This window comes from Tetragenococcus koreensis (assembly GCF_003795145.1).
Taxonomy (GTDB): domain Bacteria; phylum Bacillota; class Bacilli; order Lactobacillales; family Enterococcaceae; genus Tetragenococcus; species Tetragenococcus koreensis.
Genome location: NZ_CP027786.1, coordinates 1726374 through 1753369, shown reverse-complemented (window position 1 = coordinate 1753369; position 26996 = coordinate 1726374). Strand labels below are relative to the sequence as shown.

Sequence of the window (26996 nt, the reverse complement as noted above, 5' to 3'; positions counted from 1 at the left end):
GCGGAGTATGACAAAAGTTCAAAAATGGCTTGTAGCACTGTTGGCGGTAGTCGCAATTTTAGCACTGGGTTTTAGTTTTAACCTGTTTGTAAATAACAAAACAAAATCAAAAAAACAAGAAACGGTTGCAACAACTTCCACCGTTCCTGCTAAAAAAAGAGCGAATAAGAAGCTCGAACAAGCAAAATTACTTGCCCAACACTATAATTATGACGGAGCTATCAAGGTATTAGAAGATGAAGATACAAAGTCAGCTGATAAGCTAAAGACAACATTTGAAAAAGAGAAGGGCCAACTTGTGGCTTGGCAAGACCCGGAGGAAATTTCACATGTATTTGTACACAGTCTGATTGTTGACCCGCAAAAAGCGTTTAACGATAAAGAACAAGCGCAGGGTTATAAAGATTATATGATTACGATTACTGAATTTAAGAGAACCATTCAGCAACTTTACGATAACGATTATGTTCTTGTGACATTTGAAGACCTAGTTGAAGAAAATTCAGATGGTAAATTGCAGTTTAAAGGGGTTCGTTTGCCTGAAGGGAAAAAGCCTTTGATATTTTCCCAAGATGATGTCAACTATTATGAATATATGAAAGGTGCTGGCTTTGCCGATAAATTGGTTGTAGACAAAGAAGGTAAAGTCAAAAATACCTATGAAGATAACGGACAAGAAAAAACCGGCGATTATGACATGGTACCTATATTGGATGAATTTGTCGAAGAACATCCTGATTTTTCTTACCATGGTTCCAAAGGTATTTTAGCCTTGACGGGTTATAATGGAGCGCTCGGCTATCGAACATCTAAGTCTGAATATGGGAATAATGAAAAAACCAATCAGGAGATCGAAAAAGCAAAACAAGTTGCCAATCGTTTAAAAGATACTGGTTGGACGTTTGCTTCTCATACTTGGGGACACATTAATATGGCAGAAAATGGGAAAGAACAGATAGCTAAGGACACACAACGTTGGAAAGACGAGGTTGCACCAATTATAGGCGACACCGATGTCTTAATTTATCCACACGGGGCAGATATCAGCGATTTCCACCCTTATGATGAAAATCCGAAATATGATTATCTGAAGCAGCAAGGGTTTCGTATTTTTTGTAACGTAGATGCTTCTGTACCTTCTTGGGGACAATTCAATTCAAATTATTATCGCAACGCGCGCATCAACCTTGATGGGATTCGGTTCAAGTCTGAATTGGACGGAAAAAATGATGTATTGGAAGATTTTATGAATGTAAAAGACGTCTACGATCATAAGCGGGATCAATAGAGGACAAGAATCAGGGACTCTCTGGTTCTTGTTTTTTGCACACTGTTGTTAGGTTAATTAAAAGGTGGCACAAGTTATAAAGCTTGTCATTTATTTATATTTTCTTAATATAGTATAGAAATTCATAACAAAGGATCAAAAGTATTGTCTTCAAGTGGACATTAATGGTTAAAATAATAGAGTAAGCAATCGGGCAATAGACTGGAAAAGAACTTGAACAAGCTGCTCCGTTTTTGTATAGATATTAGAAGGTGGAATGACTATCTTTAAAAAATTAGCTAAATTAATTGTCATTGTATTGATTGCGGTTTGGACAAAACCGCTTTGGGAAGAACCTGTAGAAAATTTCACGACACAAGTTTTTGGTCAAGAGCTAAGCTTTGATTATGTGAAAGAACAAGCAGCGTCATTATATGATTCAGTTACGGGAAATGATGAAAGTAACGAGCAAAGTCAAACAAAGTCACTAGAATTATCTCAGCCGGAAGAACAGACTTTTTCAATTGGAAATGTTGAAATTGGGGATAGTAGAGAAGTAATTGAAGAGACAGCTGGAGAACCAGCTCGTGAAACGACCAATGAATATGGGCTTGAGTGGGCAAGTTATCATGAAGATTATCAAAATTTCTTGATGATTGCTTACGACCAGCAAGGAATAGTCCAAGGATTGTATACCAACCAGGATTTAGTGGCCTCTCAAAATGATATTGCCTTGGGAACAACAAAATCTGAAGTTCATGAGGAACTGGGCGAAGCAGAAAATGCGGTTCGACATAGCGGTTTTAATATGCAAACAAATAGTGATGGCGAATATGATACTTATCGGATCGACGGGAATTATGTAACCATTTTTTATGATGTACATGAAAATGACGAAGTGACAGCAATGCAAATTGTGGAAGAATCATTAGAAACAACGAAAAGCTCTCCTTATGCTGATGCTAGTGATGCTTTAAAAGAAGGTTTTGAATACCAGCTATTTGATATCACTAACGCTGAACGCTCTAAACGTGGGTTAAATGTGTTGGATTGGAACGAAGAAGTAAGAGAGACGGCTAGAAAACATAGTACCGATATGGCAGTAAATGATTATTTCGATCACACTAACCAACAAGGACAATCACCATTTGACCGGATGCAAGCAGATGGGATTACTTTTATGAGCGCTGGTGAAAACTTAGCACAAGGACAAACCAGTAGTATCTTCGCTCATCAAGGACTAATGAACTCTGAAGGTCATCGTAAAAATATTGTAAACGACGGTTTTTCAGAACTAGGAGTTGGCGTTGATTTTAATGAAGATAACCAGCCGCTTTATACGGAAAACTTTTTAACACAATAAACGAGAACTAACGCCTTTTTGTGGGAAACCATGGGAAGGCGCTTTTCTTTGTCAAATGACCTATTTTTTTTAATACAATTTAAAATTTGCCGCCAAACATTACATCTGTGTGATAGACTTAAATGAATAACAATGATAATTTTGTATGAAATGAATAAGAAAATTTTACGAGGAGGATGAGTGTATGAATCATGTGGGCACACAAGAATTAACAACTAAAAGATTGACTTTACGAAAATTAAAGCTAGAAGATTTCCATGATATATTTAACAATTGGGCGGGTGATAAAGAAGTAGCAAAGTATACAACTTGGTATGCTCATCAATCTGAAGAGGTCACCCAAGAATATGTAAAGATGGTCGTTCGTCCTTATAATGAACTAAATTATTACTGCTGGGGAATTGAGTATCAAAAGAACTTGGTTGGGATGATCTCAGTTATTCAAGTGGATGAAGAAGCAGAAGTGTGTGGCATTGGTTATGTCTTAAGCAAGTAATGACCGAGGCGACAAACTGTGTAGTCGCATTTTTATTTAAACAAGTGGGTTACCGTCGTATTATTGGCTGGTGTGATGTTGCTAACACTGCTTCTAGCTTGGTTTTAAGTAATGTTGGAATGCAGTTGGAGGGAACACTACGCCAACAGATAGTACGAAAAGACGGTACTTATGGCGATGAATACATGTATGGAATTTTAAAAGACGAAATGACTTGAACGGACAAAGAATTAGGAGAGATTTTATTGATAGATATGCATAAATTTTTTGGAAACTATGGATTTATTAAAAAGGCTTATGGCTTTATTTAGCAAAGAAGCAATTATAAAAGGAAGAGAAAATGAACATAAAAGACCTAAAAAAAATCATAGAAGAAGATTCTACGATGATGGATATATTATGCACGATTGATAGGTTAAATCTTCAAGACGCATGGCTTTGTGCAGGGGCGATCAGAAACCTTATCTGGAATTATCTAAGTGGCAAAGGAAATTTTGATTTTACAACTGACGTTGATGTGATCTTTTACGATGAGCGTATCAGTTACGAGAATACTTTAAAAATCCAAAATAATCTATGCAAAAAGCACACCAGATTTAACTGGGAAGTAAAAAATCAAATATATATGCATTCTCACAACCCTAACACACAACCGTATAAATCTTCTTGCGATGCAATTTCAAAATTTCCCGAGATTTGTACAGCTATTGGTGCAAAGCTCAACAATAACCGTACAGAAGTAGAATTATTTTGTCCTTATGGAATTAATGATATTGTTCAATTCAAAGTATGTCCTACACCTTACTTTCAAGAAGATGTTAAACGCATGGCAGCTTATAGAAAGAGAATCTTACAAAAGGATTGGGCAGATAAATGGCCACAGCTTCTATGTTTGAATAACTAAAACGATAATGGTAGTGAGAGAAATAGCACAGAGCAAAAGAAAAACAACAAGGTATCGTATCTGTAAAGGCAATATTATAAAAGGAGTTCTTACCTTCTTTTTTAACTGAATTTTTTCGGCTTTTGTGACAGGTGTTTAAATTACCCCCACCACTTTCCAAAAACGCTGTTCTTACAGAAAATTAGCCTCACTATTTCTTGGATCTACTGCTCTTAATCACTGATAGTCTCACTATTTTTAAACTCTTGTGTGCTTATTTAGCAAAATGTAGCATTTTTTGCGCTTAATAAGTAAATTAGCCACACTGTTTTTCAAAAGTGCTGTTCTTAAAGGAAATTAGGTACACTGTTTTTCATATCTACTGCCCTTAATTACCCATAGCCATACTGCTTTTGCATTCTTATGTGTTTAACTATATAAAAAATTGTCTTTACTAACCGTAACTAAAACAGTGTACTAAAAAACGTCAAATTATTTATGTAAAAGAAAAGCCTAATCAAGACAAAATTAGCTATGTTATGCTATGATCTTTTTTGTCTTGTTTAGGCTTTTTATTTAAAAATGGGGAAATGATTTAAATTTTTAATATTAACCGTATTTTTACCGTTGATAAGAACATAGAAATTAGCACTTAAAAACATACACTTATCATTTTTTGAACAAGATGAACGTATTATAAAGCAGAGGAAGGAAAATCATGGCAAAAGATTATAAGAAGCTGGCAAAAGAGATCATCGAACATGTGGGAGGTGAAAATAACGTTTCAGAATTACATAGTTGTATGACGCGCCTGAGGTTTTATTTAAAAGATGAGGACTTAGCGGATACGGACTACTTAAAAAATTTAGAAGGTGTTGTCACTGTCATTCAAGCAAGTGGACAATACCAAGTGGTTATTGGTAGTGATGTTGGCGCGGTTTATGAAGCGATTTTAAATAATTCTAATATCGATGGTAGACATGCTGAATCTACTACCAATAATAAAAATAAGGATCGAACATTACTCGATAAATTTATTGATTTGATTTCTGGCATTTTCCAACCATTTATTTTGGTACTAAGTGCTACTGGGATGATCAAGGGCTTGGTTGCTTTATTGGGCGTTTTTGGGCTGAATGAAGCAAATAGCGGGTTTTACGCGGTATTGAATGCAGTCGGCGATGGCTTCTTTCAATTTTTACCGGTTGTCATTGCGTTAACGGCGGCTAAAAAATTCCGTATGAATATTTATTCTGCTCTAGCAATCGCCTTTGCTCTTGTTTATCCATCTTTAAGCGATCTATCCGCAGGAGAACCGCTTTATACATTATTTACAGGAACGCCATTTAGTGCAGACGTATTTACGACATTTCTAGGTATTCCGGTGTTATTACCTCCTGGAGGCTATTATTCAACGGTCATTCCAACGATTTTAGCGATTTGGTTTGGTGCCAAAGTTGAAAAAGGATTTAAAAAAATTATTCCATCTGTGGTCAATTCATTCTTAACCCCATTTTTTACGGTATTAGTCGCAGCTTCGCTTGCGATTTTGGTTATCGGACCTGTTGCTACTTGGGGCACTGATTTGATCGGTTTAGTATTTATGGGTATTTATAAATTGAGCCCCCTCATTTTTGGTGCATTAGTCGGCGGTTTATGGCAACTTCTTGTAATGTTTGGCTTGCATTGGGGGTTGGCTCCTATTGGGATATTACAGCTTTCTGAACAAGGTTTTACACCAATTTTGTCTAATTCAGGAAGCGCCAGTTTTGGTGTACTAGGGGTCTTATTGGCCATTATTATTAAAAATAAAGATAAAAATGTGAGAAATATTGGGATTCCAGCCACAATTGCTTCCATATTCGGTGTAACTGAACCAGGGATTTACGGGCTATTATTACCAATGAAGAAACCTTTTATTATTGCTTTAATCTCTAGTGCTATAGGTGGAGCTTATACAGGCTTTTTTGATGTGGTCGTTTACCGTATCGGAGGTTTAGGAATTTTTTCTATCACGAATTATATTACTGATGACGGACAAATTACCATGAACTTTTGGCATCGAGTGATTTCATTTATCTTAGTGACAGTGATCGCTTTTATGATTCAGATGTTTATGAAAACGCCGCAAGTTGATACAAATACTGAAGAGACGGGTGGAAAAAATAGTAAACAGCCTTTAAGTAAAGCTGAGCTTGAAACAAGTCGCAAGCAAGAGATCATTGCCAGCCCTTTAGATGGTGAATTAAAAAATTTAACAGATGTAGAAGATGAGGTATTTGCCAGTGGAGCCATGGGTAAAGGTATTGCGATGATGCCTAGTAAAGGCATCATTTATGCACCGACCGACGCCAAAGTTAGCATGATTTTCAAAACTGGTCATGCGATCGGTTTGATAACAGAGCTTGGCACAGAAATTTTAATTCACGTTGGGTTAGATACCGTTGAATTAGAAGGAGAAGGTTTTGAAAAACTTGTAAATGAGGGCGATGAGGTATTAGCGGGGCAGCCGTTAATTCGTTTTGAAATAGATAAAATTAAACAAAAAGGTTATAAACTAGATGTTCCGATCATTGTGACCAATACAGGTGAGATTACCGAGGTATTAATTACCGAGGAAAAACGATTAGAACATGGAGATTATTTATTTACTGCGGTTGGTTAAAAAACAATAGATTTAAAAAAGACGGCGAAAGCAGACATTACCTAGTTTCGTCGTCTTTTATATGTTATTTTTTAGCAGATAATCATTATTTAAAAATACTATTAAATTGATTTATGCACTGGCATGCGGACATTCCGGTTGTATTTACTTAGCAAAAAAAGTATAATTTGTTATATAATATTTTATTTTTATACTTTATTAGCAGGGGGTTGTTTTATATGAAGAAGAAAGTAACGACAAAGATGCTTATGTTGGGAAGCATTTTATTTTTAGCAGGTTGTAGCAATGGCGGAAACGGTGGTGGGAGCAATAATGAGTCAGAAGCGCAAACAGAAGACGCAACCATCAAAGTTAATCAAGGGGACTATGTTTTACAAGAAGGCGAAAGCGTAGGAGAAAATGAAGGCTATCTTGCTTTAGACGTAGCTATCAAAAATAATACGAAAGATACTATGCAAGTATCCAGCGGTGATCTAACGCTTTATGATGAAGATGACAATAAGATTGCCAACGCTGATGTTTATACAGATGATGAAAATTTTGAAATGCTGAATAATACAAACTTATCAGGTGGAAAAAATGTCTCGGGTTATGTCGTATTTAAAGTAGATAAAGATAAAAAATACGAATTACATTACACACCTGTATTGGCAGAAGATTCAGAGGATCAAGATGAAGTGGAGATTGATGTGGATGCTTCAAAGTATAAGGACGCTTCAGAAGAATTAGAAACATTATCTGAGCAGTACGTGTCTCAAGTCTTTTTAGCTCAAGAAAATACAGAAGATTCAGATGAAGAAGACGCTGCTGAATTGGGGAATGATACAAATGATGAACATCAAAACTTTAACCAAATTTTTTCTGATGCATTGAAAAAAGAATTTTATGCCTATTCCCCTTCGGCGGGCGAATTACAAAAAGCAGTGGAGGCTTTTGAAAAAGCCAACCAAGAAAAAGCCAATGTGGAATATGATATTGCCTCTTTGTCTCCTAACCAAGCAACGGTTTATGTAAAACCTGAAGTGATTGATTTTAATAAGATCGATTTTGATTCAATTGGCGATCAATTTGTTGACGAAAATGAAGGCAAATACTCAGACTATGAAAAAGCACAACAAGATGCAGAAAAATATATACTACAAAAATTACCAGAAAAATTTGGTGATGAAGATGTAAGCCAACCAGAATATATGGACGGCAACGGTTATAAATTGAACTTAACTAAAGAAGAGGAACAATGGACAGTCGATACTTCTGATTCAAATGACAACTACGACTATAAAGAATTAGAGGCAAGTTTTATGGGAGGGTTACGTGAGTAGTAAAATAAACAAAATAATTTTAGTTGTTGGTGTATTTTTGTTTATACTGGTGGTTGTTTTAGGTGCTGTTTATTGGCAAAATTCGACTAAACATCAAATGAAACTTTTAACCGAGGCAATTGCTCAAAAAGACTATGAAAAATTTCATGAAATCTCGCCGTCATTTAATGATGGTAAAACATTAAATAAAGAGACCTTTTTGATTTTTGCTGAAAGCTTCCCTGAAAAAAATAAAGAAAATGAAATTAGAAAATATACAAATAGTAAGACTGTATTTGAACAAATGGGGCAAGATGGTTGGTTTACTCCAACTAAATTCGTGCCTCGTCCACGTTATTTGACGCTTGAAACTGAAGATAATACGGAAGCAACTATTTCTGTAGGCAACCATTTATTGACGACTGAAAATGCAAAAGTGGGTCCATTAATTGGTGCGGATTATTCAATGTCTTATGCTATTAATAGTCCCGTTTATGGAGATTTACAACAAGACCATAAAGCAAAGTTAACTAGCGAAAACCAAACGTTTACTTTAGAAGAAAAAGAGGCGTTTATTGCAGATACAACTTTTCAAGAGAAACTGTTAAATCAGGTGGTTTCGTATTATAGTTCAATGAACCAAGGGATCCAAAATAATTTAGACTTTAGTGAAGTTACTGGCGCAGAAGATAAGACAAAGGCCACATTACAGCAAACATTCGATGGCCTTCGCCCCTATGTTGAATCAGTGGAGCAAACCTTTCAAGAGTTTATTATGAACAGCGAATCACTCAAAATTGAGGGTAGTGACGATGAACCTACAGCAATCTTTGATCTTTATACAGATACTAGTTTGTCTGTCGAGGCAAAGACTGCAGATAAAAAAACTGAAGAGATAACGAATGCTTCAAATAATGCGGTAGTTACGATGCAATTTGACCAAGGAGCAGAAGAATGGTTGATTCAATCAATTGACTTTGAGACATATACACAACAGCCGGATGAATGGTCGCATACAAGTAAAATCACCTTACCAGATGCTAATAAGGCGCGTTGGCAAGAAGGACAAAAAAGCCAAGGTGAAATTTAAAAAGTTCCCTTCTCAGATAATGAGGAGGGTTTTTTGGACAAAATAAACATGTAATTCTTGCTTTTCAACCCCTTTTTTTAAGAAGTCAACCAAAAATTTTATGAATCAAGAGATATTGGCAAGTTTTTTAGTAAGAAAAAGCGTCGAAGAAAAATCCTATATTGAGGGGCTTTGGTCGCTTTTTAACTAGAATTGGACAATTGAATTTTTCAAAATGTTTTCGCTTTGTCATAAAAGTAATGAATTGTTATTTCACTTTAACACACAAAGCCTCTATGTATGTTAAATTAACTATCGTGGTTGGCAAAGCCACATAAGTTAAAAAATCTTGGAGGTATTAACTCATGAAACTTAAGAAGCTATTACTAGGAACAGCATTAACAGCAGGTACTGTTTTTGCAATTGGTACGACTAGTGCAAACGCGGATGAAATTTATACAATTCAATCAGATGATACATTAGCAAAAATTTCAAAACAATTTGTTGGAGATAAAAGCTTGGTAGATTCGATTGTCGAAGCAAATGACATTAAAGATAAAAACATGATCTATATAGGCGAAGAATTAACTATTCCAACTGACGGCGATAGTGAACAAGCGCCTGTACAACAAGAAGCACCAGCTCCGGCTCCAGAAGTTCAAGAACAACCTGAACAACAAGAGCCAGTTGAAGAACAACCAGAAGCACAAGAACAACCGGTTGAAGAAGCACAACCAGCAGCTGAAGAAGAAGCACCAGCTCCAGAAGCTGAAGCTTCTAGCGATTCATCAGTTGAAGTGAACGATCATTTGAAACAAATTGCTCAACGTGAATCTGGTGGAGATACTAGTGCGATTAATCCATCATCAGGTGCGGCAGGTAAATATCAATTCTTACAACCTACATGGGACTCTGTAGTATCGCCTGAATACCAAGGTACTTCTCCTGCAGAAGCACCTGAAGAAGTTCAAGACGCAGCAGCTCAAAAATTATATAATGAAGTTGGCGCTAGCCAATGGGTAACTGCATAAGCTTACTATCAATTTAATGAAAAATGCAGTTGATAACTAAGCACATTGCTTAAATTTAAAACTAGTATATTTTTCATCAAATAAGATAGTATGTAGATAAAGACACTTTCTAAAATAGGAAAGTGTCTTTATTTTATCTATTTATATCTTAAACAAAGGATTGAGCTCCACTCAAAGTTACTAACAATTTTATGAACGCATATTTTTTAAATAGACTATAAACATATCTTGCTGTATTGATTTTGTAGATAAAGCAGTAAATTTTAGAAGTGTTCTTATCTTATTGGGATAAGGGCTATTTTTCTGTATACTTGCTGACGTCTTATGCTTACTATCATATAGTTGATACAGAAGTTGACACTAATTGAGACTGGGAAATTACTTCCCGGTCTTTTTTTTAAAGCAGTCATTATGATATGCTTGAGTGAATCGTCGTGTGGACTAACATAATATGGATGCTTGGAGGGGTTGACATTAAATGTTTAAGAAACTTGTTGATATTATTTTTATTTCGTTAATTATTTTTGCTGCATTTATGTTGTATCAGTTCAAAACCTTTAATTGGATCGGCGGAGCACTTATGATAGCAGGGCTTTTGTTCAATTGGTATTTATATAGAAAAGTAAAATAGGTGAAAAGTATCTAGGTTTATTTGTGATATTTTATAATATAACGCAAATGAAAGGAGTATTAATGCTTAATGTTACCTGATTTCCTAATTTTAGGCGTATTTGTTGTGCTCTTGTTTATAGACGCATATTTCTTTTTTAAATTTAGAAAAGCAAAAAAAATAAAAGGTAAGTTTAAATACCTTGAATTTTTTTATGGTCTTTTGTTCGTATTAGCTATTTTGGGGATTATTTTGATGATCCTATCTATACTTGGAGTGTGAACTTGCTATTTTTTCTAATACATAATAAAAGCCGAAACCCAATATTGGACTTCGACTTTTTTAGTAGCTTAATTTATAACAGGGATAATTATATTTGGGACGTTGAAGGTTTCGTAGTTTATGAGAATACCCAATGTCTATCATTAATCATACTCAAAAACTTTGGCATCCTTTCCCTTTATATCAATTAAAATCTGAAATCCATTATTTTGTTCGTCTTGATCCCAAATTTCGATGACTTTCGGATAGATTTCAACTAGAATTTCATCTTTTTTATGAGCGTATGAAGTGAAACTATACTTCCAATAGGCTTCGTATAATTCTTGGAAAAATTGATTCTTTGGTTGCACAACCGCTCCATGCACAAGTGCTGTGCCTTCAATTTGTACGCCGTTATAACAGATGGCCACATTAGGGTTGGTGAGTAGTTGTTTTGTCTTGCGAAAGTTTCTGTCGGTTTTAAAGAATATCCGGCGATCTTTAATAATACAGCTGACATTGCGAATCATTACTTGATCTTCCACGCTACTAGCTAAGGCCATGATTTTCTTTTCCCCGAGTTTTTTGAAACAAATATTTACGGCTTCTTGGAATTCCATTAACTTTTCACCCGCCTTTTAAATATTTTCTTTAAACGATCTAAGGAGAGGGCAATCAGTATGGTTGTAACCCCATTTTTTATAAGATTGAAGGGGGCGATGCCGATGACAACTAGTCTAGAGACACTGTTTACGTAAGGGTTAACGGATTCAGTCATGGCAACAATTTCATCCATCGGTAAATTGTACAGTTCCCCATAAAATGGAAGGATTACGTAGATATTGGCCAAACAAGCTACAACTGTTGCGACGAATGTACCGATGATCATCCCAATAATAGCATCTTTTTTTGTTTTTTGTTTTCGATAAAATAACCAAGCGGGTAACAAATAGCTGACACTCAAAAGAAAGTTCATTGCTTCGCCGGTAAACATCGAACTAGATCCGGTTGTTGCTAATTTCAATAGGTTTTTAAGCAAAGCAATGAAAATACCTGAACTAGGTCCTAAGAGGAATGTGCCGATCATTTCCGGGATTCCTGATAAATCAAAATCCATAAAAGGCGGCATAAATGGTAATGGGAAACGCAGCAGCATCAATAAATAAGCAATGGTTCCTAAAACGGCGACAAAGACAACTTTCTGGGCAGAATTTTTCTTCATATCATGATTTCTCTCCTTTTTTAGCAAAATAAAAAGCCTTGCACATTCAGCAGGGCTTGAGAAAAACCAATCGATCCAGAAAAATTGAACAACACAAAAAATCGTACTTATCCAATCTCTAAACTATTGATCCATCCTTCTTCCATCCAGACTATACTGTCGGTTTCAGAATTTCACTGAATCAACCTCGTAAGGTTCGCGGACTTTTACCGCCGGTCGGGAATTACACCCTGCCCTGAAGAATGTTTATTTGTATACATTTTCACATGGACTGCAAATAAAGTCAAGGTTTTTTTAGGATTGAATTTATAGGAAAAACGAACAAAGCTAGCAAGCTAATAGGACGACAACCAGATCAAACAAAAAAATGAGAGAAAAAATACCACAAGTTTGATAAAATGGATAAAGGTAGTTTGTTAGTTCACTCATTTAAAGAAAAATTGCTTATCAAACAACGTTGTAGTTTGGCTAGAAATAGTACATATTAGTGTTTTTAAAAGGAGGAGGGAAGGACAATCTTTTTTTGGATAAATTCGGTTATAATGTTAGCCGCATGGTTTTTAGAAACGTATACAACAAGAGTCGCAAGTGATTTTTTTCTTTTTAGCGCGTTTTTCTTTGTTCTTTATTTCCTCATTCCGATTTTAAAAAATCCCTATAAAATAATCGATTTAGGATTATTACCTCTTTTAGTTTTAATTATTTTTGATCATTTTTTATTGTTTTGGATGGTAATAGGGACCATCGTCGTGTATGCAAGTCTATATCTATCTTTCCGATCATTGTACCTTTATTTGTTGTACCTAACAGCTATCGTAGTTTTGGCACCTATACTTGAGCAAGAATGGTTACTGGCTTTTGTCGCGTTCCTAGGTTCAGCCCTTTTTTCTTTTACTATTATAAATTGGAAACAAGCGGATGCTAAAAGCGAAACGTATAAAGATCAATACGAGTCAATTTATAGCTTATATCGTTCTTCAAAGAGACAGGTGGGAGACTTGGAAAAGGTAACTAGACAAGAAGAAAGAAATCAAATCGCCAGAGAAATTCACGATTCAGTAGGTCATCGTTTGACCGCTTTGACGATGCAACTTGAAGCAGCGAGATTGCAGGCAAAGGACAGTGAAAGCCAAAAAACGTTTGCGCAATTAAAAACACTTGCACAAGATAGTTTAGCAGACACACGAAGTGCAGTAAAAACGTTTAAGACAGAAGACACTGCTGGCATTCAAGCGGTTATTCAATTGATACGGAAATTAGAATCTGAGAGTCAACTTCGAGTCGCCATCACAATGAAAACAGGTGTTTTGGGAATCGTGTTATCCAACAAACAATCAGTTACATTGTACCGTTCGATTCAAGAAGCACTGACCAATATGATGCGGCATAGTTTGAGTCGTCAAGCAGCTATAGAATTTCAAATTATTGCTCAAAGAGATTTACGCTTCCAGGTCACCCATCCTTTGAAAGAAAAAGTAACGATTACAGAAGGATTTGGATTGACGAATATGCGTGAACGTTTATCTGAAATTGGTGGAAGATTGACGGTAAGTCAGTCAGGAGAAGAACTTCATTTAATCGGTCAATTTCCCTTGGAGGTGAAAAACGATGACTAATATTTTACTTGCTGAAGATCAAACGCTGGTTCGTCAAGGATTAAAATTGATGATCGAGGTAGACGAAGAATTTCAGGTGACTGGTGAAGCCAGCAATGGAAAAGAAGCAATAGAGTTATGTGAAAAGCAATCTTTTGATGTGGTCATTTTAGATATTCGTATGCCTGAAATGAATGGGTTAGAAGCAGGGCGGAAAATCCGTGAACGTTGGCCGGATGTGATTATTCTTATGCTAACAACATTTAACGATGAAGAATACGCTTTAGAAGCATTAAAATATAAAGCAAATGGTTACCTATTAAAGGATGGCGACGCAGAAGTTTTGAACCGTTCTATTAAAAGCGCACTAGAAGGCGGATTGGTTATTGAAGACCATGTCGCAGCAAAGGTAATGCCTGCTTTGATGAAAGACCAAACAGAAAAAGTAGAGATAAATGAATCACTGACAGAACGAGAGTTAGATATTATTGCTTGCATTGGACAAGGAATGAATAATCAAGAAATTGCGGCAAAATTATTTTTGTCCGTAGGAACGGTAAAAAATCAAATTTCTATTATTTTAGATAAGCTGGATTTACGGGATCGTACGCAAATAGCTATTTATTCACTGGAACGTAATTTAAAAAGATAGATTATGAAATGAAAAAGTTGTATTCAATCAACAATGAACTATGTTTGAACGTTTTTAACGTTGCAAAAAAATAGCTAGGTAACTTAATAAAGTTAGGGGAAAGAAGGTTTGAGAAATGGCAGAATCAAAATTTAACAGACAGTTTTTTATTAACTTATCCATTCCTATATTGATTGGAATCATTATCTGGTTCTTCCCGTGGAGACCTGCAGAGGTGCCAGTTGAAGGATGGCATATGTTAGCAATATTTATTGCAACTATTTTAGCTATTATTTTAAAACCATTGCCGATGGGCGCTGTCGCAATAATCGGCTTAACGATTACGATAGTTATGGGGCCGCTAAGCACAGAGACTGCCTTGGATGCTTTTTCGGGGACTAGCGTTTGGTTAATTGTTTTAGCGTTCTTTTTGTCCAAGGGTATTATCAAAACAGGATTAGGCACTCGAATTGCCTATATATTAATAGAAATATTTGGCAAGAAAACGCTAGGGCTTGTGTATGCTATATCAGGGGTAAATATTGTGGTTGGACCGGCTATTCCTAGTAGTACTGCACGAACTGGAGGCGTTATGTTGCCGATCGTTCAAGGTTTGGCAGATACATATGATTCAAGACCACATGATGGAACTCGCAAGAAAATTGGCGCGTTTTTAATCACTTGTCTTTATCATGTCGATACAATTGTGGCTACGATGTTTCTAACAGCGGGTGCGACTAAGCCCTTAGCACAAGAGTTAGCTGCTGGTTTTGGCATTGAGATCACTTGGATGAATTGGTTTTTAGGAGCCTTAGCTCCGGGACTGATTTCGTTAATACTTATCCCATTGATTTTATTTAAAATTTACCCGCCAGAAATAAAAGAAACGCCGGGCGCTCCCGAATGGGCTGAAGGAAAACGAAAAGAAATGGGGCCGATGACCTTTGACGAGAAAAATATGACATGGATTTTTGTATTGGCTATTGTCTTGTGGGTATCAGGACAGTTTATTGACTTAAGTGCAGTAACTGTAGCGCTGATAGCTGTTTCTTTACTTCTATTATTGAAAATCTTGGAATGGAACGATATTACTCAAGAAAAAGGCGCTTGGAATACTTTAATTTGGTTTGCGATTTTAGTTATGATGGCAGGGCAATTAAACGAGCTAGGATTTATCCCTTGGTTCAGTGATGCAATTGCCACAGCAGTGACTGGCTGGAGCTGGATAGCGATATTTATCACACTCTGTCTAGCCTTCTTTTATACGCATTATTTCTTTGCCAGCTTAACGGCTCATGTGACAGCGATGTATCCAGCATTTTTAGGAGTCGCTTTAGCTTCTGGTGCGCCGCCACTATATGCTGCCTTGATGCTCGCCTACATTACCAATATTTGTGGATCAACCACACATTATGCTAGTGGCCCTGCAGCTGTGCTTTTTGGGGAAGGTTATGTTACGCAGAATGAATGGTGGAGAATATGTTTTATTATGGGAATCATCTACCTATTTATTTGGTTGGTTGTTGGTTCAGGCTGGCTTAGTTTGATTGGCTTTATGTAACTAGCTGTTATCGTGCTATATCATAATTAGACAGCAATTAGTGTAACTGATAGAACAATGTTTTCTTAAGCGTTGTTTAGTGGTAAAAAATAGTAATGTTTAAGAAAGGGGCAAAAAAATGAAAGTAACAATGATAACTGGAGACGGAATTGGGGAAGAAATTGCACAAAGTGCTATGGATGTTATTGACGCTTCTGGTGCAGGTATTGCTTGGGATATCGTCCGTGCTGGCGAAGCGGTTTATGAAGAAACCGGCGTGCTCATCCCAGATAAAGTGTACGAAAGTTTAGAACAAAATAAAGTTGCTTTGAAAGCACCAATGACCACACCTATAGGTAAAGGATTTCGTAGCGTGAATGTGTCTTTAAGAAAAAAGTATGATTTGTATGCTAACATCCGTCCCGTCCAATCTATTGGCACCTTAGAAACATTATTTGAAAAATTAGATTTAGTCTTATTTACTCAAGTTTCGCACACCAAATCTGGGAGATAAGCCTTGATATAACGGGGCAGAGTATCCACCCAGTGTTGGAGTTGACTTGTAATAAAATCTTGTAATTGGCTTCCTGATTCTTCGCTTACCGCTTGAATAATATGTACTAATTCGATAAGAGCAGCGGACCAATCGAGTTCTTTTATTTGATCGCCCAGTTCATAAAATAAGCCACCTAAGGTCCGCTCATCATTGGCACAGCGCTGCTGCCAGCTTAATAAAATATACCGTGTGAACACAATGGTGGTGTGACAAATTAAGGCTTGATAATGTCGCGTTTGTGTTTCTTTAGTCAGATGAAGCAATGATTTCGATGCCTTAAAAAATGTCTCGATGTCCCATCTCGCCGAGTATGTTTTGACCATTTCTTGGGAAGATAAATCCAGATCATCGGTCATAATCGCCAACCAAGCACTTTTCTTATTGTGATTTTTGACAAAAACGATTTTCACGGGATTTTTGCCGGAGCTTGGTTTCACCACAATCGAGGAAATAATCGCTTCTTGTGTATATTCTTTCGTAGATTTGGCATAAAGTTCTTCCAGCTTGTATAAACGTTGATGAAAAAGGTATTTGGTTTTTCCATTTTTCACCATCCCAATGGTGTGAATCCCATATCGTGTAATTGGTCTATCATTTTAGGGAAGTAAACCATTTATCCATCAACACATGGGTGGCGTAAATCCCTTGGTTCAAGGCGCGTTGAACCATCTCAAGTGCCACTTCGGGCATTTTACGACTTGATTCGTTGAATCGTTTGGCTCCTACGGTTCGTTGATCTTTTTCTGCTATTGTTTGGTTCACTTTTTTCTTACCGGATAGTAACCCGAAATCAATCGGAATGAAAGAATAGCCATCGGAGAACCCTAAAGTAAGCATACGATACCCTTTGTATCCTTGTTTGAGCGCATGATCCCAAAGACGAGCTAAGCCTGGTACCTCTTGGCTTCGATTACGATAAAACGTCGAATCATCCAAGATCAACGTCCGAATATGGGTTTTCGTATCCGTTAAAGAATGGAGCTTTTCGATGACAGACGCACTAAACCGAAGTAAAAACAGACGCCAGTTGTTATGGGGATTGTTCATCCATCGATACACGGTATCTTTTTTCATGTATTGGTCGCTTTCCCGCCCACTGAGAACTTGGTTTAAGGATTTTCCTTTAAAGACGAGGCTAAAGAGAAAAGTGAATAGAATAGCCACCGAATACCCTTTTTGCTTTTCCATATGGGCTTGTTTTAAAAATTGCGTGACTTTTAATTCAGAAAAAAGGGCTTTTATTTCATTCGGTAATTGATTTTTAATAGCTTTTAAGTGTACCATAAAGGCAAGAACTCCTTTGTTTTTGGTTTGTGGTTAAATCAATTATAAAACAAAAGGAGTTCTTTTTGTATAAAAAGGTAGGCAGTCAATATCAGGACTTTTTTCGACCTAAGAGTTGATAAGACCGTTGTTTAATATCATTTTACATGTGCGAAACTTGAGTTATTTAGAGAAAATACTGAAGATTTATATGCAGGTATAGAAGAAAAAATTTCTGAAGATGAGATGCGTAGCATAAAGGTGATTACCAGAAAATCTTCTGAGCGGATTATCCGTCGTGCTTTTGCGTATGCTAAAGAAAATAATCGCTCAAGTGTAACAGTAGTGACAAAAGCAAATATTATGAAGCTTTCCGATGGTTTATTTTTAGATATTGCACGAGAAATTGCAGCTGAATTTCCAACAATTGAATTCAAAGAAATCTTAGTCGACAATATGGCCATGCAATTGGTCATTAATCCGTATCAATTTGACGTCGTGGTAACCGAAAATTTATATGGGGATATTTTATCCGATGAGATGGCCGGGCTCATTGGTGGATTAGGACTTGTTCCGGGGGCAAATATAGGTGATGAGATGGCTATTTTCGAAGCTGTTCATGGTTCTGCACCAGATATTGCTGGCAAAAATCTAGCAAATCCTACCGCTATCATTTTAGGGGGTTGTATGATGTTAGATTACTTAGATAAAACAAAGGAAAGCAATAACATTCGTCATGCATTAGACGTTGTATTAAGCAGTCCGGAAAATTTCACTCACGATTTGAAAGGGACAGCAACCACAAGTCAATTTACTCGAGCCGTCATCGAACAAGTGCAACAACAATAGCTTCATTAAGTTTGATTGGAAAACTTCATAATGTGACAAAAGTCATGTTGATAAATGACCAGAGACAGTATTCAAGCCGTCTCTGGTTTTTTATAATTAAAATAGAATTTAAGAATGAGTCACTTGAAATACATATGATAATTCAGAAGGTCTTTTAGAAACGGTTCTAGTATGATTCCAAAATTGCTGAACCGATACCTGTAAATAGGAAGCCTAGTTAAAGACAATAACCAGAAGGAGTGCATGAAAATGATAGAAGTACAAAACTTGAAGAAAAAATTTAAGAAAAAAGTAGCCGTAGAAGATATGAATTTCTACTTAGAAGATGGCGAGTCAGTAGGATTACTTGGCCCTAATGGCGCCGGTAAATCGACTACTATTTCCATGATATCGACTTTGCTACCGCCTACCCAGGGATCGATTAAATACAATGGAAAAGACGTCTTGAAAAATCCAGATGAATTACGAAAAGACTTAGGCGTCGTTCCTCAAGAGATTGCTTTATATGAAGAATTATCTGCTTATGAAAATATGCAATTCTTCGGAAAAGTTTATGGATTATCCGATAAGACGTTAGAAGACAAAATTCAAGAAATTCTAGAACTGGTCGGTCTAACAAATAGACAAAAAGAAGCGGTGGAGAATTATTCAGGAGGAATGAAAAGACGGATCAATATGGCGGTTGCCTTGATGCATAATCCTAAAATCTTGATTATGGATGAGCCGACGGTAGGGATCGATCCACAATCTAGAAACTATATATTAGATATGGTACGGAAATTGAATCGTAAAGAAGGGCTCACCATTTTGTATACCAGCCATTATATGGAAGAAGTCGAAAAACTGTGTGATCGAGTATACATTATGGACGATGGACATGTGATCGCTTCGGGTACGAAAAGCGAGCTAAAAAGCATTTTATCTAATGAAGAAACGATCAATATTCAAGTGGAAGAAGCCAAAGACGAGTTCGCAGATTTATTATCTTCTCAACAAGGAATAAACCAAGTTATGAAAGATGATTTGGGATATAACTTGATTGCGGCAAAAGGAGAACAGCTACTCGGAGAAATATTTGATTATGCTAGGCAAACTGAAGTTAAAATTCTGGGCATCCATGTTCAGACGCCCACGTTAGAAGATGTATTTCTACACCTAACGGGACGTAAGCTGAGAGATTAGGAGGGGTGGCAAAGTATGTTTAATTTAATAAAAAAAGATTTTTTATCACTTTCCAAAAGTAAAAGTGATCTGATTGAGCTTTTGCTCATGCCTCTTATTTTGATTGTTATCTTAGGATTTACTTTGGGGAATATTCTAATGGGTGATTTTAACGTATCTGCTTTTAATGTAGGCGTCATAAACAACCAAAACTTTGCAGCGGATTTAAAACGTTTGGAAGATGATCTTCTAGAAGAGGGGATGCCAGAAGAGGCAGTTGAAGAACTTGTAGCAAATGCTGAAGAGACGGATCCAGCCAGTATGTTAATAGATCTATTGGAAGGTGAAGAATTTGAAGATCTTATGGTGGTTCATGAGTTTGAAGATGCTCAATCTGCTCAGGAAGTGATGGAAGAAGATGAACTAGCTGGCTATATCACTATTCCAGAAGAGTTCAGCTATGGGGTATGGCAATCGATTTATTCTGATGAGGATCCATCGGCTACATTAGAAGTAGCAGGCCAAGGTGAAGGTGTGATGTCTTCGAGTATTCTTCAAAGCGTCGTGCATAGTTTTATCGACGAATATAATTTAGAAACGTCCATTGCGCTTGCGACAGACGGCGAAGCTGAATTGGAAGAAGATAAAAGAGATTATGGAGAGACAACGCAACTTTCTGTAGAAGAACCAGTAGATGCTTTCCAATATTATACAATTGGGATGGGCGTAATGTTTGCTCTTTCGACTGCTCCAGCGTTAGCGAGCAGGGCGTTTAGAGAAAAAGAACAACATGTCTTTGGGCGAATCATGCTGTCGGGCACTAAACCATTAACTTATTTGAGTAGTAAAATGGTGTCTGGTACATTAATTACGTTTGTTCAGCTAAGTATCTTGTTTACTTTTTCAACCTTATTTTTTGGAATATTTGATGGCAAAGGTGCCGACTTTTGGACGAATATCATTTATATAACAGCCTTATATTCGTTAGTTATAGGAAGTATAACAAGTTTACTTACATCTATCTCTTTATATGCAAACGATAATAGTACTGTAGGATTTTTTTCTTCATTCGTTTCTATATTTGCTTTTCTTGGTGGCAGTTTAACGCCAGTAGATCAGTTTTCGGAGACTTTACAACGCATTGGGAATTGGCTGCCTAATGGGGCTGCAATGACTTCATATTTGCAAGTTTTTCAAGGGTTTGGTTTTCAAGACGTACTTCCAATAATGGGCAGAGTTATTGGTGCTACGCTCGTTTGTCTTGTCATTGCCGTTATCATTTTTCCTAAAAGGAGGCTAGATTAAATGTTTAATGTATTTTTGCTCCAATGGAAAAGGCTAATGAAACGGCCATTTTTAATCCTGATGTTTACAGGACTAACATTTTTATTTGTTTTCTTCATGGGCGGTATTCAAATGACTACTTCTGTGGAGGTGCCCGTGTATAGTAATAATTTAACGAATGATGAATTCTCTGAATGGGTCGATCGTTTGAATAAAGAGGAAGCGATGGTTTTTGAAGAAACGGATTATGAAACGGCGGAAGAAGATATTCGTATGAATAACATTCCCTTTGCTCTTGAAATAGACGAAGAAAATTATCGTTTCTTAGTAGGTCATGAAAGTGAAAATTTACAAGCCGTTGATCAACATGTTCATCAAGTATTTAGTGAATATAATCGTTTAGAAGAAGTAAGAGAAGAATTTCCACGTAATGACATTGAAGTAGAAGAATTCATAGAAGTTGAAGAATCGGCAGGTGACGGATTAGATAGAGCATATACAGAGTTTCAATTAACTGTGCTTATTGGAATGGTATTTTACTTTTCCATTTTTACCATTTTATTTTTACAAATAAATCTTTTAGGAGAAAAACGAACGGGAACCTGGGATCGCTTGATCATGTCGCCACTTAAGAAAACACAGATCTATTTAGGAAATCTATTCCATTATTTTCTAGTGGGGCTTTTGCAAATCATCCTTTCTTTTTTCATCCTAACCAATATGTTAGGGATTGATGTGGGGACAAATTACCTGCCGATGATCGCTATTGTATTGTCATTTACCTTTACGATCGTTTCATTAGGAATCTTTTTGATAAGTGTGGTGCCGTCGCCGCAGTCATTACAGGTAGTCATCCCACTTATAGCGACTTCTATGGCCATGTTGGGTGGAGCTTTTTGGTCAATTGATTTAGTAGAAAATCGATTTATATTGTTTTTAGGTGAACTAATGCCTCTTAAACATGCAATTCAGAGCATGATCGATGTCATAATAAATGGATATACTTTGACAGATATTCTTCAACCTGTTGGCATTTTGTTATTGATGGGTACCTTATTTATGGGGATTGGTATCAATCTGATGGAACGTTCAACACAAGCATAAGGAAAAGTATCTCTAGCTAATTTTATTGGCTTAGAGGTGCTTTTTTATGTAAAAAGGGTTCAGACTTAACTTTACTAAAGGATTTAACTGTTTTTAGTTTTATAAATGAGTAAAAATACCCTGTTTTCGTTAAAGTAAAGAAAAATTTCTCAAAAAATAGAAATTTTTGGACTGCTTAAAGAGATCGATTTAAATACTTTCAACCCCGGTAAATGTTGATTTGGCGGGGATTTGCTCGTTGAAATATTTCAACTTGTTTTCATTTCGTTATAAATGTAATGAATTGTTATTTACGTTTAACACACGTCCCCCAAATTTGTGGTAAATTAACAGTCGTGGATGAGCCACATAGCTAAAAAATCTTGGAGGTATTGATTCATGCAACTTAAAAAATTATTACTAGGAACAGCTTTGACAGCAGGTACTGTTTTCGCAATTGGGACAACAAGTGCAAATGCAGATGAAATTTATACAATTCAAACTAATGATACATTAGGAAAAATTTCAAAGGAATTTGTTGGAGATAAAAGCTTAGTAGATCCAATTGCCGAAACAAATGATATCAAAGATAAAAACTTGATCTATGTGGGCGAAGAATTAACTATTCCAACTGACGGAAATAGTGAACAAGCGCCTGTACAACAAGAAGCTCCAGCTCCAGAAGTTCAAGAACAACCTGAACAACAAGTTGAAGAGCAACCAGAAGTTTCTGAAGAACCAGTGGTAGAAGAACAGCCGGTTCAAGAAGAAGCAGAAGAACCAGAAACAGTAGATGCTGAAGAACAAGCTGCTTCTGAAGACGCAGAAGAATTAGCTGCTGAAGCTGAAGTTTCTAATGATGGCTCTACTAAGGCTCAATTCTTAGCAGCTGGTGGTACCGAAGAAATGTGGAATACGATTGTTATGCCAGAATCTGGCGGAAGACCTGACGCAGTGAGCCCTAACGGATATCAAGGATTAGGTCAAACAAAAGAATCTTGGGGCACAGGTAGTGTAGAAGAACAAACTAAAGGTATGATTAACTACGCAAACGATCGCTATGGTTCTGTGGAACAAGCAGTAAGCTTTAGAAGTGCAAATAACTGGTGGTAATTTCACTAAAATATAAATGACTATTTTAAAAGGTCCTTGTCTGTTTAGATGAGGGCTTTTTTACGCGTCGGAAGGAGACTCGCTTTGCTGGAATTATACCATGACTTTCATAAACTAGTGGGATAAAACGTAAGTTATACCACTAGTTTGCTATTTCTATGGGATAATTGTTTTTTTATACTATCATTTTCACTTTCTTATGTGATAAATTTAGTCAAAATTTTTTTTTAATCCTTTTTTCTCAATTTAAGAACATAACTTTAACAAACTAGCGGGACAACTTGTAAGTTATACCACCAATTTGCCGTTCTTATGTGATTGTTCTCTTTTTATACCATTGTTTCTTTCAACTAGTGGGATAAATTTTTGCCAGTTACTCTCATTAAATATTTTTTCTGTTTTTCGCTTTTCAAAGAATTTGATTGAGGTGCGATCCTCATTTTTTCAAATATGGAGAGTCAGTTAGGGTTTTACCTCATATAATAATACCAACAGCAAAAAATGGCTATATTATTATATGAAATGGCCATATTCTGACATACAAAGGAGTTTTCGCAAACTGGTTTGAGATAAGTTTCTGTTATACTAAAGATAGTAAAACAGCAAAAGAACTTGTAGAAATTAGACCTCAACCAAGGGAGTGAATCTTATGAAGAATAAAGATTTAGGGATGGGAATTGGAATCGGACTTGGTATCGGTGCTGCATTAGGTATCTTATTTGACAATCTTGGCTTAGGCATTGCATTAGGACTGATATTTGGCAGTCTATTCAACGTTAGTAAAAAACGTAATAATAAAGGTGAAAAATAAATTGTAGGGGTAATTTAAAATGGAATATCCGAGCGAACTTAAAAAAGAAATTATGGAACAAACCCAAAAATTTCAATTAGAAGGATTTTTACCAGGTAGAGGGGCAGAAAATGCAGAAATTATGCTTGTGGCTGAAGCTCCTGGCAAAACAGAAATTAAAACACAAATTCCCTTTAGTGGGCAAGCGGGTAAAGGCTTAGATGAGGCTCTTGAGAGAATTAATCTTCACAGAAAAGATATTTATATGACAAGTGTCGTTAGAAGTCGACCTTATAGTGTGAAGAAGAGAGAAAATAAAAAGACGGGTGAGATAAAGAAAAGTTATCCGAATCGTACACCAAATAAGACGGAAATACGTCTTTTTGCTCCACTACTAGACTTTGAAATAAAAACTGTGCAACCTAAAATTATCGTAGCAATGGGAAATAGTGCGTTAAAACGATTATTGGGAAATCATTACACCATTTCTAATTATCATGGTAAAACTCTTCAACAACCGATTTATGAGCTGTCAAAAAACCATAAGTCCTACGAAGAAACTGAAGAAAGTTATTTCATTTATCCAATCTATCATCCTGCTGCCATTCTCTATAATCGTAAGCTGGAAAAGACAATTAACGATGATTGGGATCATTTATCTACACTTATCCAAAAAAAAGTTGATTAAAGGATTTCATGATAGTTTATTTAAAAACAAGGAGGTAACTACGTGATTCGGACAATGGAGTTAAAAGACGCTAAAGCAATTCAAAAAATTAATAAAGAAAGTTTAGGCTATGATTTTCCAGAAAAAGAAACGCTGGAAAAATTAAAAGTAATTCGTCAGCTATCCAACAATCGAATTTTTGTTTACGAAAAAGAAAACCAAGTGATCGGTTATATTCATCTTGCAGAGTATGAAAACACCTATCACAAAAGTTTGAAAAATATTTTGACTTTAGCTGTACGACCAAAGAACCAAGAGCAAGGTGTAGCATCACAATTATTAGAAGCTGGACAAAACTGGGCGAAAAATCAAGGAAGCGAGGGCATTCGTTTGGTGACAGGCTTTGAAAGAGAAAATGCACAGAAATTTTATGAAAAACATGGCTTTCAAAAACGAAAAGATCAAACGAATTATATTAAATGGTGGGAATGACCATTTGTTTTACTGGCCAAAGTAGTGACGGAAAAATAGTTTATAGTTAATTATGTGAAATAAAGCGCAATTAAGATCGCTTTACTATTTCAATAAAAATATAAATTATTCAGCAAGTATTAAGATAATGCTTGTATTCATTATAAAAAACATAAAAAATCAAGGCAATTGACATAGAAGTAGGTGTCAAATTTTTTGAGGTCGAATAAAAAATGACCTTTGGGACAGACACTTTTGTATTTTTTTACCTCACGTTCGTTCGGTTAGACCTCATGATATCTAACAAAAACAAGTTTTTATTAGATATAATTCGGTGTCGTTATTAATTGCTCCAACCCTTTGGCGAATTGGCCTAAGGGCGCACTTTTGGCTTTTCCTTCGCCGATTTGCCCCTTCAAGGCCCCTTCATGCGTTTGAAAGTTAGGCTTTTTCTGTACCCAACGTTTCATGGCTTTCCAACGCTTTTCCTGGGCGACCACGTCGTTAGGAAGAGCTTCATATTGGTTCAACCAACCATCAAATTCTTGGTTTCTTAAACTATCAATGACACGAATCATGGCCTGCGCGCCCGTTTTTGTCCACAACCGTCCTTGGCGCTTCATCCGGTAGGTCATCTTCCGATGGGTGCTTTCGATTGTGCCAATACAAGCTTTGGAATCCATGATCCCTCGGGCTTTCCGAGGTTTTAAATACGGCCAATTTCTTTGAAGATAATGATGGAGTAAGCGTAATTGTTCCAAGGTTTCAGCTTCCTTTTCTTCGATCAAACTTTCCGAGGTATCTAAGACAAGCTGGACCTCTGGCCAATGATAATGTTGAATCGCCTGGATCATCCGATTTTGAAGTTGTGGGACAAAAGACAGGCGTTCTTTGATTTTCCGATGGACATGATACCGATCACGAAAGTGTTCATGACGTAAACAGCCTAAGGAAAGTTCATCAAACACGGCTTTTTCATAGCCTGAACCCCCATCACTATTGGAAACGACAACGGTATTTGTTAGATCATAATGCGCTTGAATATAGTTCATTATTTCTTTTTGCGCTTGTTGTCGGTTAAGATGACTGACAAAGTGCGGGGCGATCATTTCCGTGCGATTCCCGACTTTCTGGCTCCCTTCACATACTTGAAAACGATGGATTTCTAGCGACTGCTTCTTCTGACCGCCAATCTTCACTCCGTCGCCTTCTAAATATAAATAGGGCACTTTTTTCTTAGAAATGATCCCGTCGTAGCGACTTTCATGAGTACTTCGCGTCTGAATCAGTTCCCCGGTTTTGACCACCAGTTGTTGCACATTTTGGTGGCTCATACGCCAAGAAGTCAAACAATCAATCGCTTGGGAAACGTGACGATAGACCATGATGGACCCCAATTGAGAAACGTTGCGTAGCACAAGAGAACTATAACGGAAGCTCTTTCGAATCCCTAGAAATTCATCCAAAGGATAACGAATTTCATTGGCTTGATTTTTCATTCGGCGGCGAACATAGGTCACGGTGCCAAATAAAAAAGTCACCGTTCGTTCACTTTTACGATCCACTTGAAAGCCTTCCTTCTTGCATTGGGTCGAAACTTCTTCATCGAGAATTTGAAAAGCAAGTTGTGTTATCGTCGCTAGGAGTTGGGCAAAAAAGACCATCATGGCTTTTTCCCTTGCTAAAAAATTCGTTTCCTTCTTCATTACTTCAACTAAATCTGTTACAATAGATTCCATAAGAAACCGCCTTTATTCATTAGTGCCTGTAAGCCCAATGAATAGAGTAACGGTTTCTTTTTTATTCGTCTAGGGATAACCTCAAT

22 protein-coding genes, 3 pseudogenes and 1 riboswitch are annotated in these 26996 nt (G+C 36.5%); of the genes and pseudogenes, 21 read left to right on the top strand and 4 right to left on the bottom strand.

The genetic code is table 11. From position 1 onward, the window contains the following. Window positions 1-7 precede the first annotated feature (7 nt). The 9 genes and pseudogenes from C7K43_RS08360 (at window position 8) to C7K43_RS13210 (ending at window position 10706) form a co-directional block, all read left to right on the top strand. A complete protein-coding gene (locus C7K43_RS08360) occupies window positions 8-1288 on the top strand; it encodes a polysaccharide deacetylase family protein (RefSeq protein WP_124006451.1) in 1281 nt (426 codons plus the stop codon). Window positions 1289-1544: 256 nt separating this feature from the next. Then, the gene (locus C7K43_RS08355; RefSeq protein WP_124006450.1) at window positions 1545-2630 is read left to right on the top strand and encodes a CAP domain-containing protein; all 1086 of its coding nucleotides are present in this window, start codon (window positions 1545-1547) and stop codon (window positions 2628-2630) included. A gap of 184 nt (window positions 2631-2814) precedes the next feature. Further along, window positions 2815-3344: pseudogene (locus C7K43_RS13680) on the top strand (GNAT family N-acetyltransferase). Window positions 3345-3466: 122 nt separating this feature from the next. Continuing rightward, window positions 3467-4030, top strand: coding sequence for a nucleotidyltransferase family protein (locus C7K43_RS08345; RefSeq protein WP_124006449.1), 564 nt, complete (start codon window positions 3467-3469; stop codon window positions 4028-4030). Between the two features lie 697 nt (window positions 4031-4727). Continuing rightward, the gene (locus tag C7K43_RS08340; RefSeq protein ID WP_124006448.1) at window positions 4728-6674 is read left to right on the top strand and encodes a beta-glucoside-specific PTS transporter subunit IIABC; all 1947 of its coding nucleotides are present in this window, start codon (window positions 4728-4730) and stop codon (window positions 6672-6674) included. A 218-nt stretch (window positions 6675-6892) separates the two neighbouring features. Continuing rightward, on the top strand, window positions 6893-7996 hold the full coding sequence (locus C7K43_RS08335; RefSeq protein WP_124006447.1) for a DUF4352 domain-containing protein: 1104 nt from the start codon (window positions 6893-6895) through the stop codon (window positions 7994-7996). Further along, window positions 7989-9065 carry a hypothetical protein gene (locus C7K43_RS08330; RefSeq protein ID WP_124006446.1) on the top strand — a complete coding sequence of 359 codons (1077 nt, stop codon included), beginning with the start codon at window positions 7989-7991 and terminating at the stop codon, window positions 9063-9065. Before C7K43_RS08335 ends, C7K43_RS08330 begins: the two co-directional genes overlap by 8 nt. Window positions 9066-9409: 344 nt before the next feature. Further along, window positions 9410-10075 (top strand): transglycosylase family protein, encoded by a 666-nt coding sequence (locus C7K43_RS08325; protein WP_124006445.1) that lies wholly within the window; start codon window positions 9410-9412, stop codon window positions 10073-10075. Between the two features lie 478 nt (window positions 10076-10553). Continuing rightward, window positions 10554-10706 carry a hypothetical protein gene (locus tag C7K43_RS13210; RefSeq protein ID WP_157977743.1) on the top strand — a complete coding sequence of 51 codons (153 nt, stop codon included), beginning with the start codon at window positions 10554-10556 and terminating at the stop codon, window positions 10704-10706. A gap of 404 nt (window positions 10707-11110) precedes the next feature. Here C7K43_RS13210 and C7K43_RS08320 read toward each other — a convergent pair whose 3' ends face one another. Further along, window positions 11111-11566, bottom strand: coding sequence for a pyridoxamine 5'-phosphate oxidase family protein (locus C7K43_RS08320; protein WP_124006444.1), 456 nt, complete (start codon window positions 11564-11566; stop codon window positions 11111-11113). Continuing rightward, entirely contained in the window at window positions 11566-12168 is a 603-nt protein-coding gene (locus C7K43_RS08315) for an ECF transporter S component (RefSeq protein WP_124006443.1), read from the bottom strand. Before C7K43_RS08315 ends, C7K43_RS08320 begins: the two co-directional genes overlap by 1 nt. 130 nt (window positions 12169-12298) lie before the next feature. Further along, window positions 12299-12415, bottom strand: a riboswitch (FMN riboswitch). Between the two features lie 502 nt (window positions 12416-12917). On the opposite strand from C7K43_RS08315, the gene C7K43_RS08310 reads away from it, so the two are divergent. The 4 genes from C7K43_RS08310 to C7K43_RS08295 all read left to right on the top strand — a co-directional run bounded on the left by C7K43_RS08310 (window position 12918) and on the right by C7K43_RS08295 (window position 16448). Next, window positions 12918-13784 carry a sensor histidine kinase gene (locus tag C7K43_RS08310; RefSeq protein WP_157977742.1) on the top strand — a complete coding sequence of 289 codons (867 nt, stop codon included), beginning with the start codon at window positions 12918-12920 and terminating at the stop codon, window positions 13782-13784. Further along, a complete protein-coding gene (locus C7K43_RS08305; protein ID WP_124006441.1) occupies window positions 13777-14415 on the top strand; it encodes a response regulator in 639 nt (212 codons plus the stop codon). The genes C7K43_RS08310 and C7K43_RS08305 overlap by 8 nt, the downstream gene beginning before the upstream one ends. A 115-nt stretch (window positions 14416-14530) precedes the next feature. Continuing rightward, window positions 14531-15955 (top strand): DASS family sodium-coupled anion symporter, encoded by a 1425-nt coding sequence (locus C7K43_RS08300; protein ID WP_124006440.1) that lies wholly within the window; start codon window positions 14531-14533, stop codon window positions 15953-15955. Window positions 15956-16073: 118 nt separating this feature from the next. Further along, a complete protein-coding gene (locus tag C7K43_RS08295; RefSeq protein ID WP_226996640.1) occupies window positions 16074-16448 on the top strand; it encodes an isocitrate/isopropylmalate family dehydrogenase in 375 nt (124 codons plus the stop codon). Here the strand turns inward: C7K43_RS08295 and C7K43_RS13675 are convergent. Continuing rightward, window positions 16418-17774 (bottom strand): annotated as a pseudogene (locus C7K43_RS13675) (IS4 family transposase). The gene C7K43_RS08295 and the pseudogene C7K43_RS13675 sit on opposite strands and share 31 nt — an antisense overlap. Before the next feature lie 174 nt (window positions 17775-17948). On the opposite strand from C7K43_RS13675, the pseudogene C7K43_RS08285 reads away from it, so the two are divergent. From C7K43_RS08285 to C7K43_RS08255, 8 genes and pseudogenes are all read left to right on the top strand, one after another. Then, window positions 17949-18602: pseudogene (locus tag C7K43_RS08285) on the top strand (isocitrate/isopropylmalate family dehydrogenase); the annotation flags it as partial. A gap of 249 nt (window positions 18603-18851) precedes the next feature. Beyond that, entirely contained in the window at window positions 18852-19784 is a 933-nt protein-coding gene (locus tag C7K43_RS08280) for an ABC transporter ATP-binding protein (protein WP_124006439.1), read from the top strand. Window positions 19785-19799: 15 nt separating this feature from the next. Further along, the gene (locus C7K43_RS08275; protein WP_124006438.1) at window positions 19800-21068 is read left to right on the top strand and encodes an ABC transporter permease; all 1269 of its coding nucleotides are present in this window, start codon (window positions 19800-19802) and stop codon (window positions 21066-21068) included. After that, window positions 21069-22151 carry an ABC transporter permease gene (locus tag C7K43_RS08270; RefSeq protein WP_124006437.1) on the top strand — a complete coding sequence of 361 codons (1083 nt, stop codon included), beginning with the start codon at window positions 21069-21071 and terminating at the stop codon, window positions 22149-22151. A gap of 378 nt (window positions 22152-22529) precedes the next feature. Then, on the top strand, window positions 22530-23243 hold the full coding sequence (locus tag C7K43_RS08265; RefSeq protein WP_124006436.1) for a LysM peptidoglycan-binding domain-containing protein: 714 nt from the start codon (window positions 22530-22532) through the stop codon (window positions 23241-23243). A 649-nt stretch (window positions 23244-23892) separates the two neighbouring features. Next, the gene (locus tag C7K43_RS13260; RefSeq protein WP_168711997.1) at window positions 23893-24054 is read left to right on the top strand and encodes a glycine zipper domain-containing protein; all 162 of its coding nucleotides are present in this window, start codon (window positions 23893-23895) and stop codon (window positions 24052-24054) included. A 19-nt stretch (window positions 24055-24073) separates the two neighbouring features. After that, window positions 24074-24721, top strand: coding sequence for a uracil-DNA glycosylase (locus C7K43_RS08260; protein WP_124006435.1), 648 nt, complete (start codon window positions 24074-24076; stop codon window positions 24719-24721). A gap of 42 nt (window positions 24722-24763) precedes the next feature. Continuing rightward, complete coding sequence (locus C7K43_RS08255; RefSeq protein ID WP_124006434.1) at window positions 24764-25192, top strand: GNAT family N-acetyltransferase; 429 nt, start codon at window positions 24764-24766, stop codon at window positions 25190-25192. A 299-nt stretch (window positions 25193-25491) separates the two neighbouring features. Here C7K43_RS08255 and C7K43_RS08250 read toward each other — a convergent pair whose 3' ends face one another. Beyond that, window positions 25492-26910 (bottom strand): ISLre2 family transposase, encoded by a 1419-nt coding sequence (locus C7K43_RS08250; protein WP_124005678.1) that lies wholly within the window; start codon window positions 26908-26910, stop codon window positions 25492-25494. Window positions 26911-26996 lie beyond the last annotated feature (86 nt).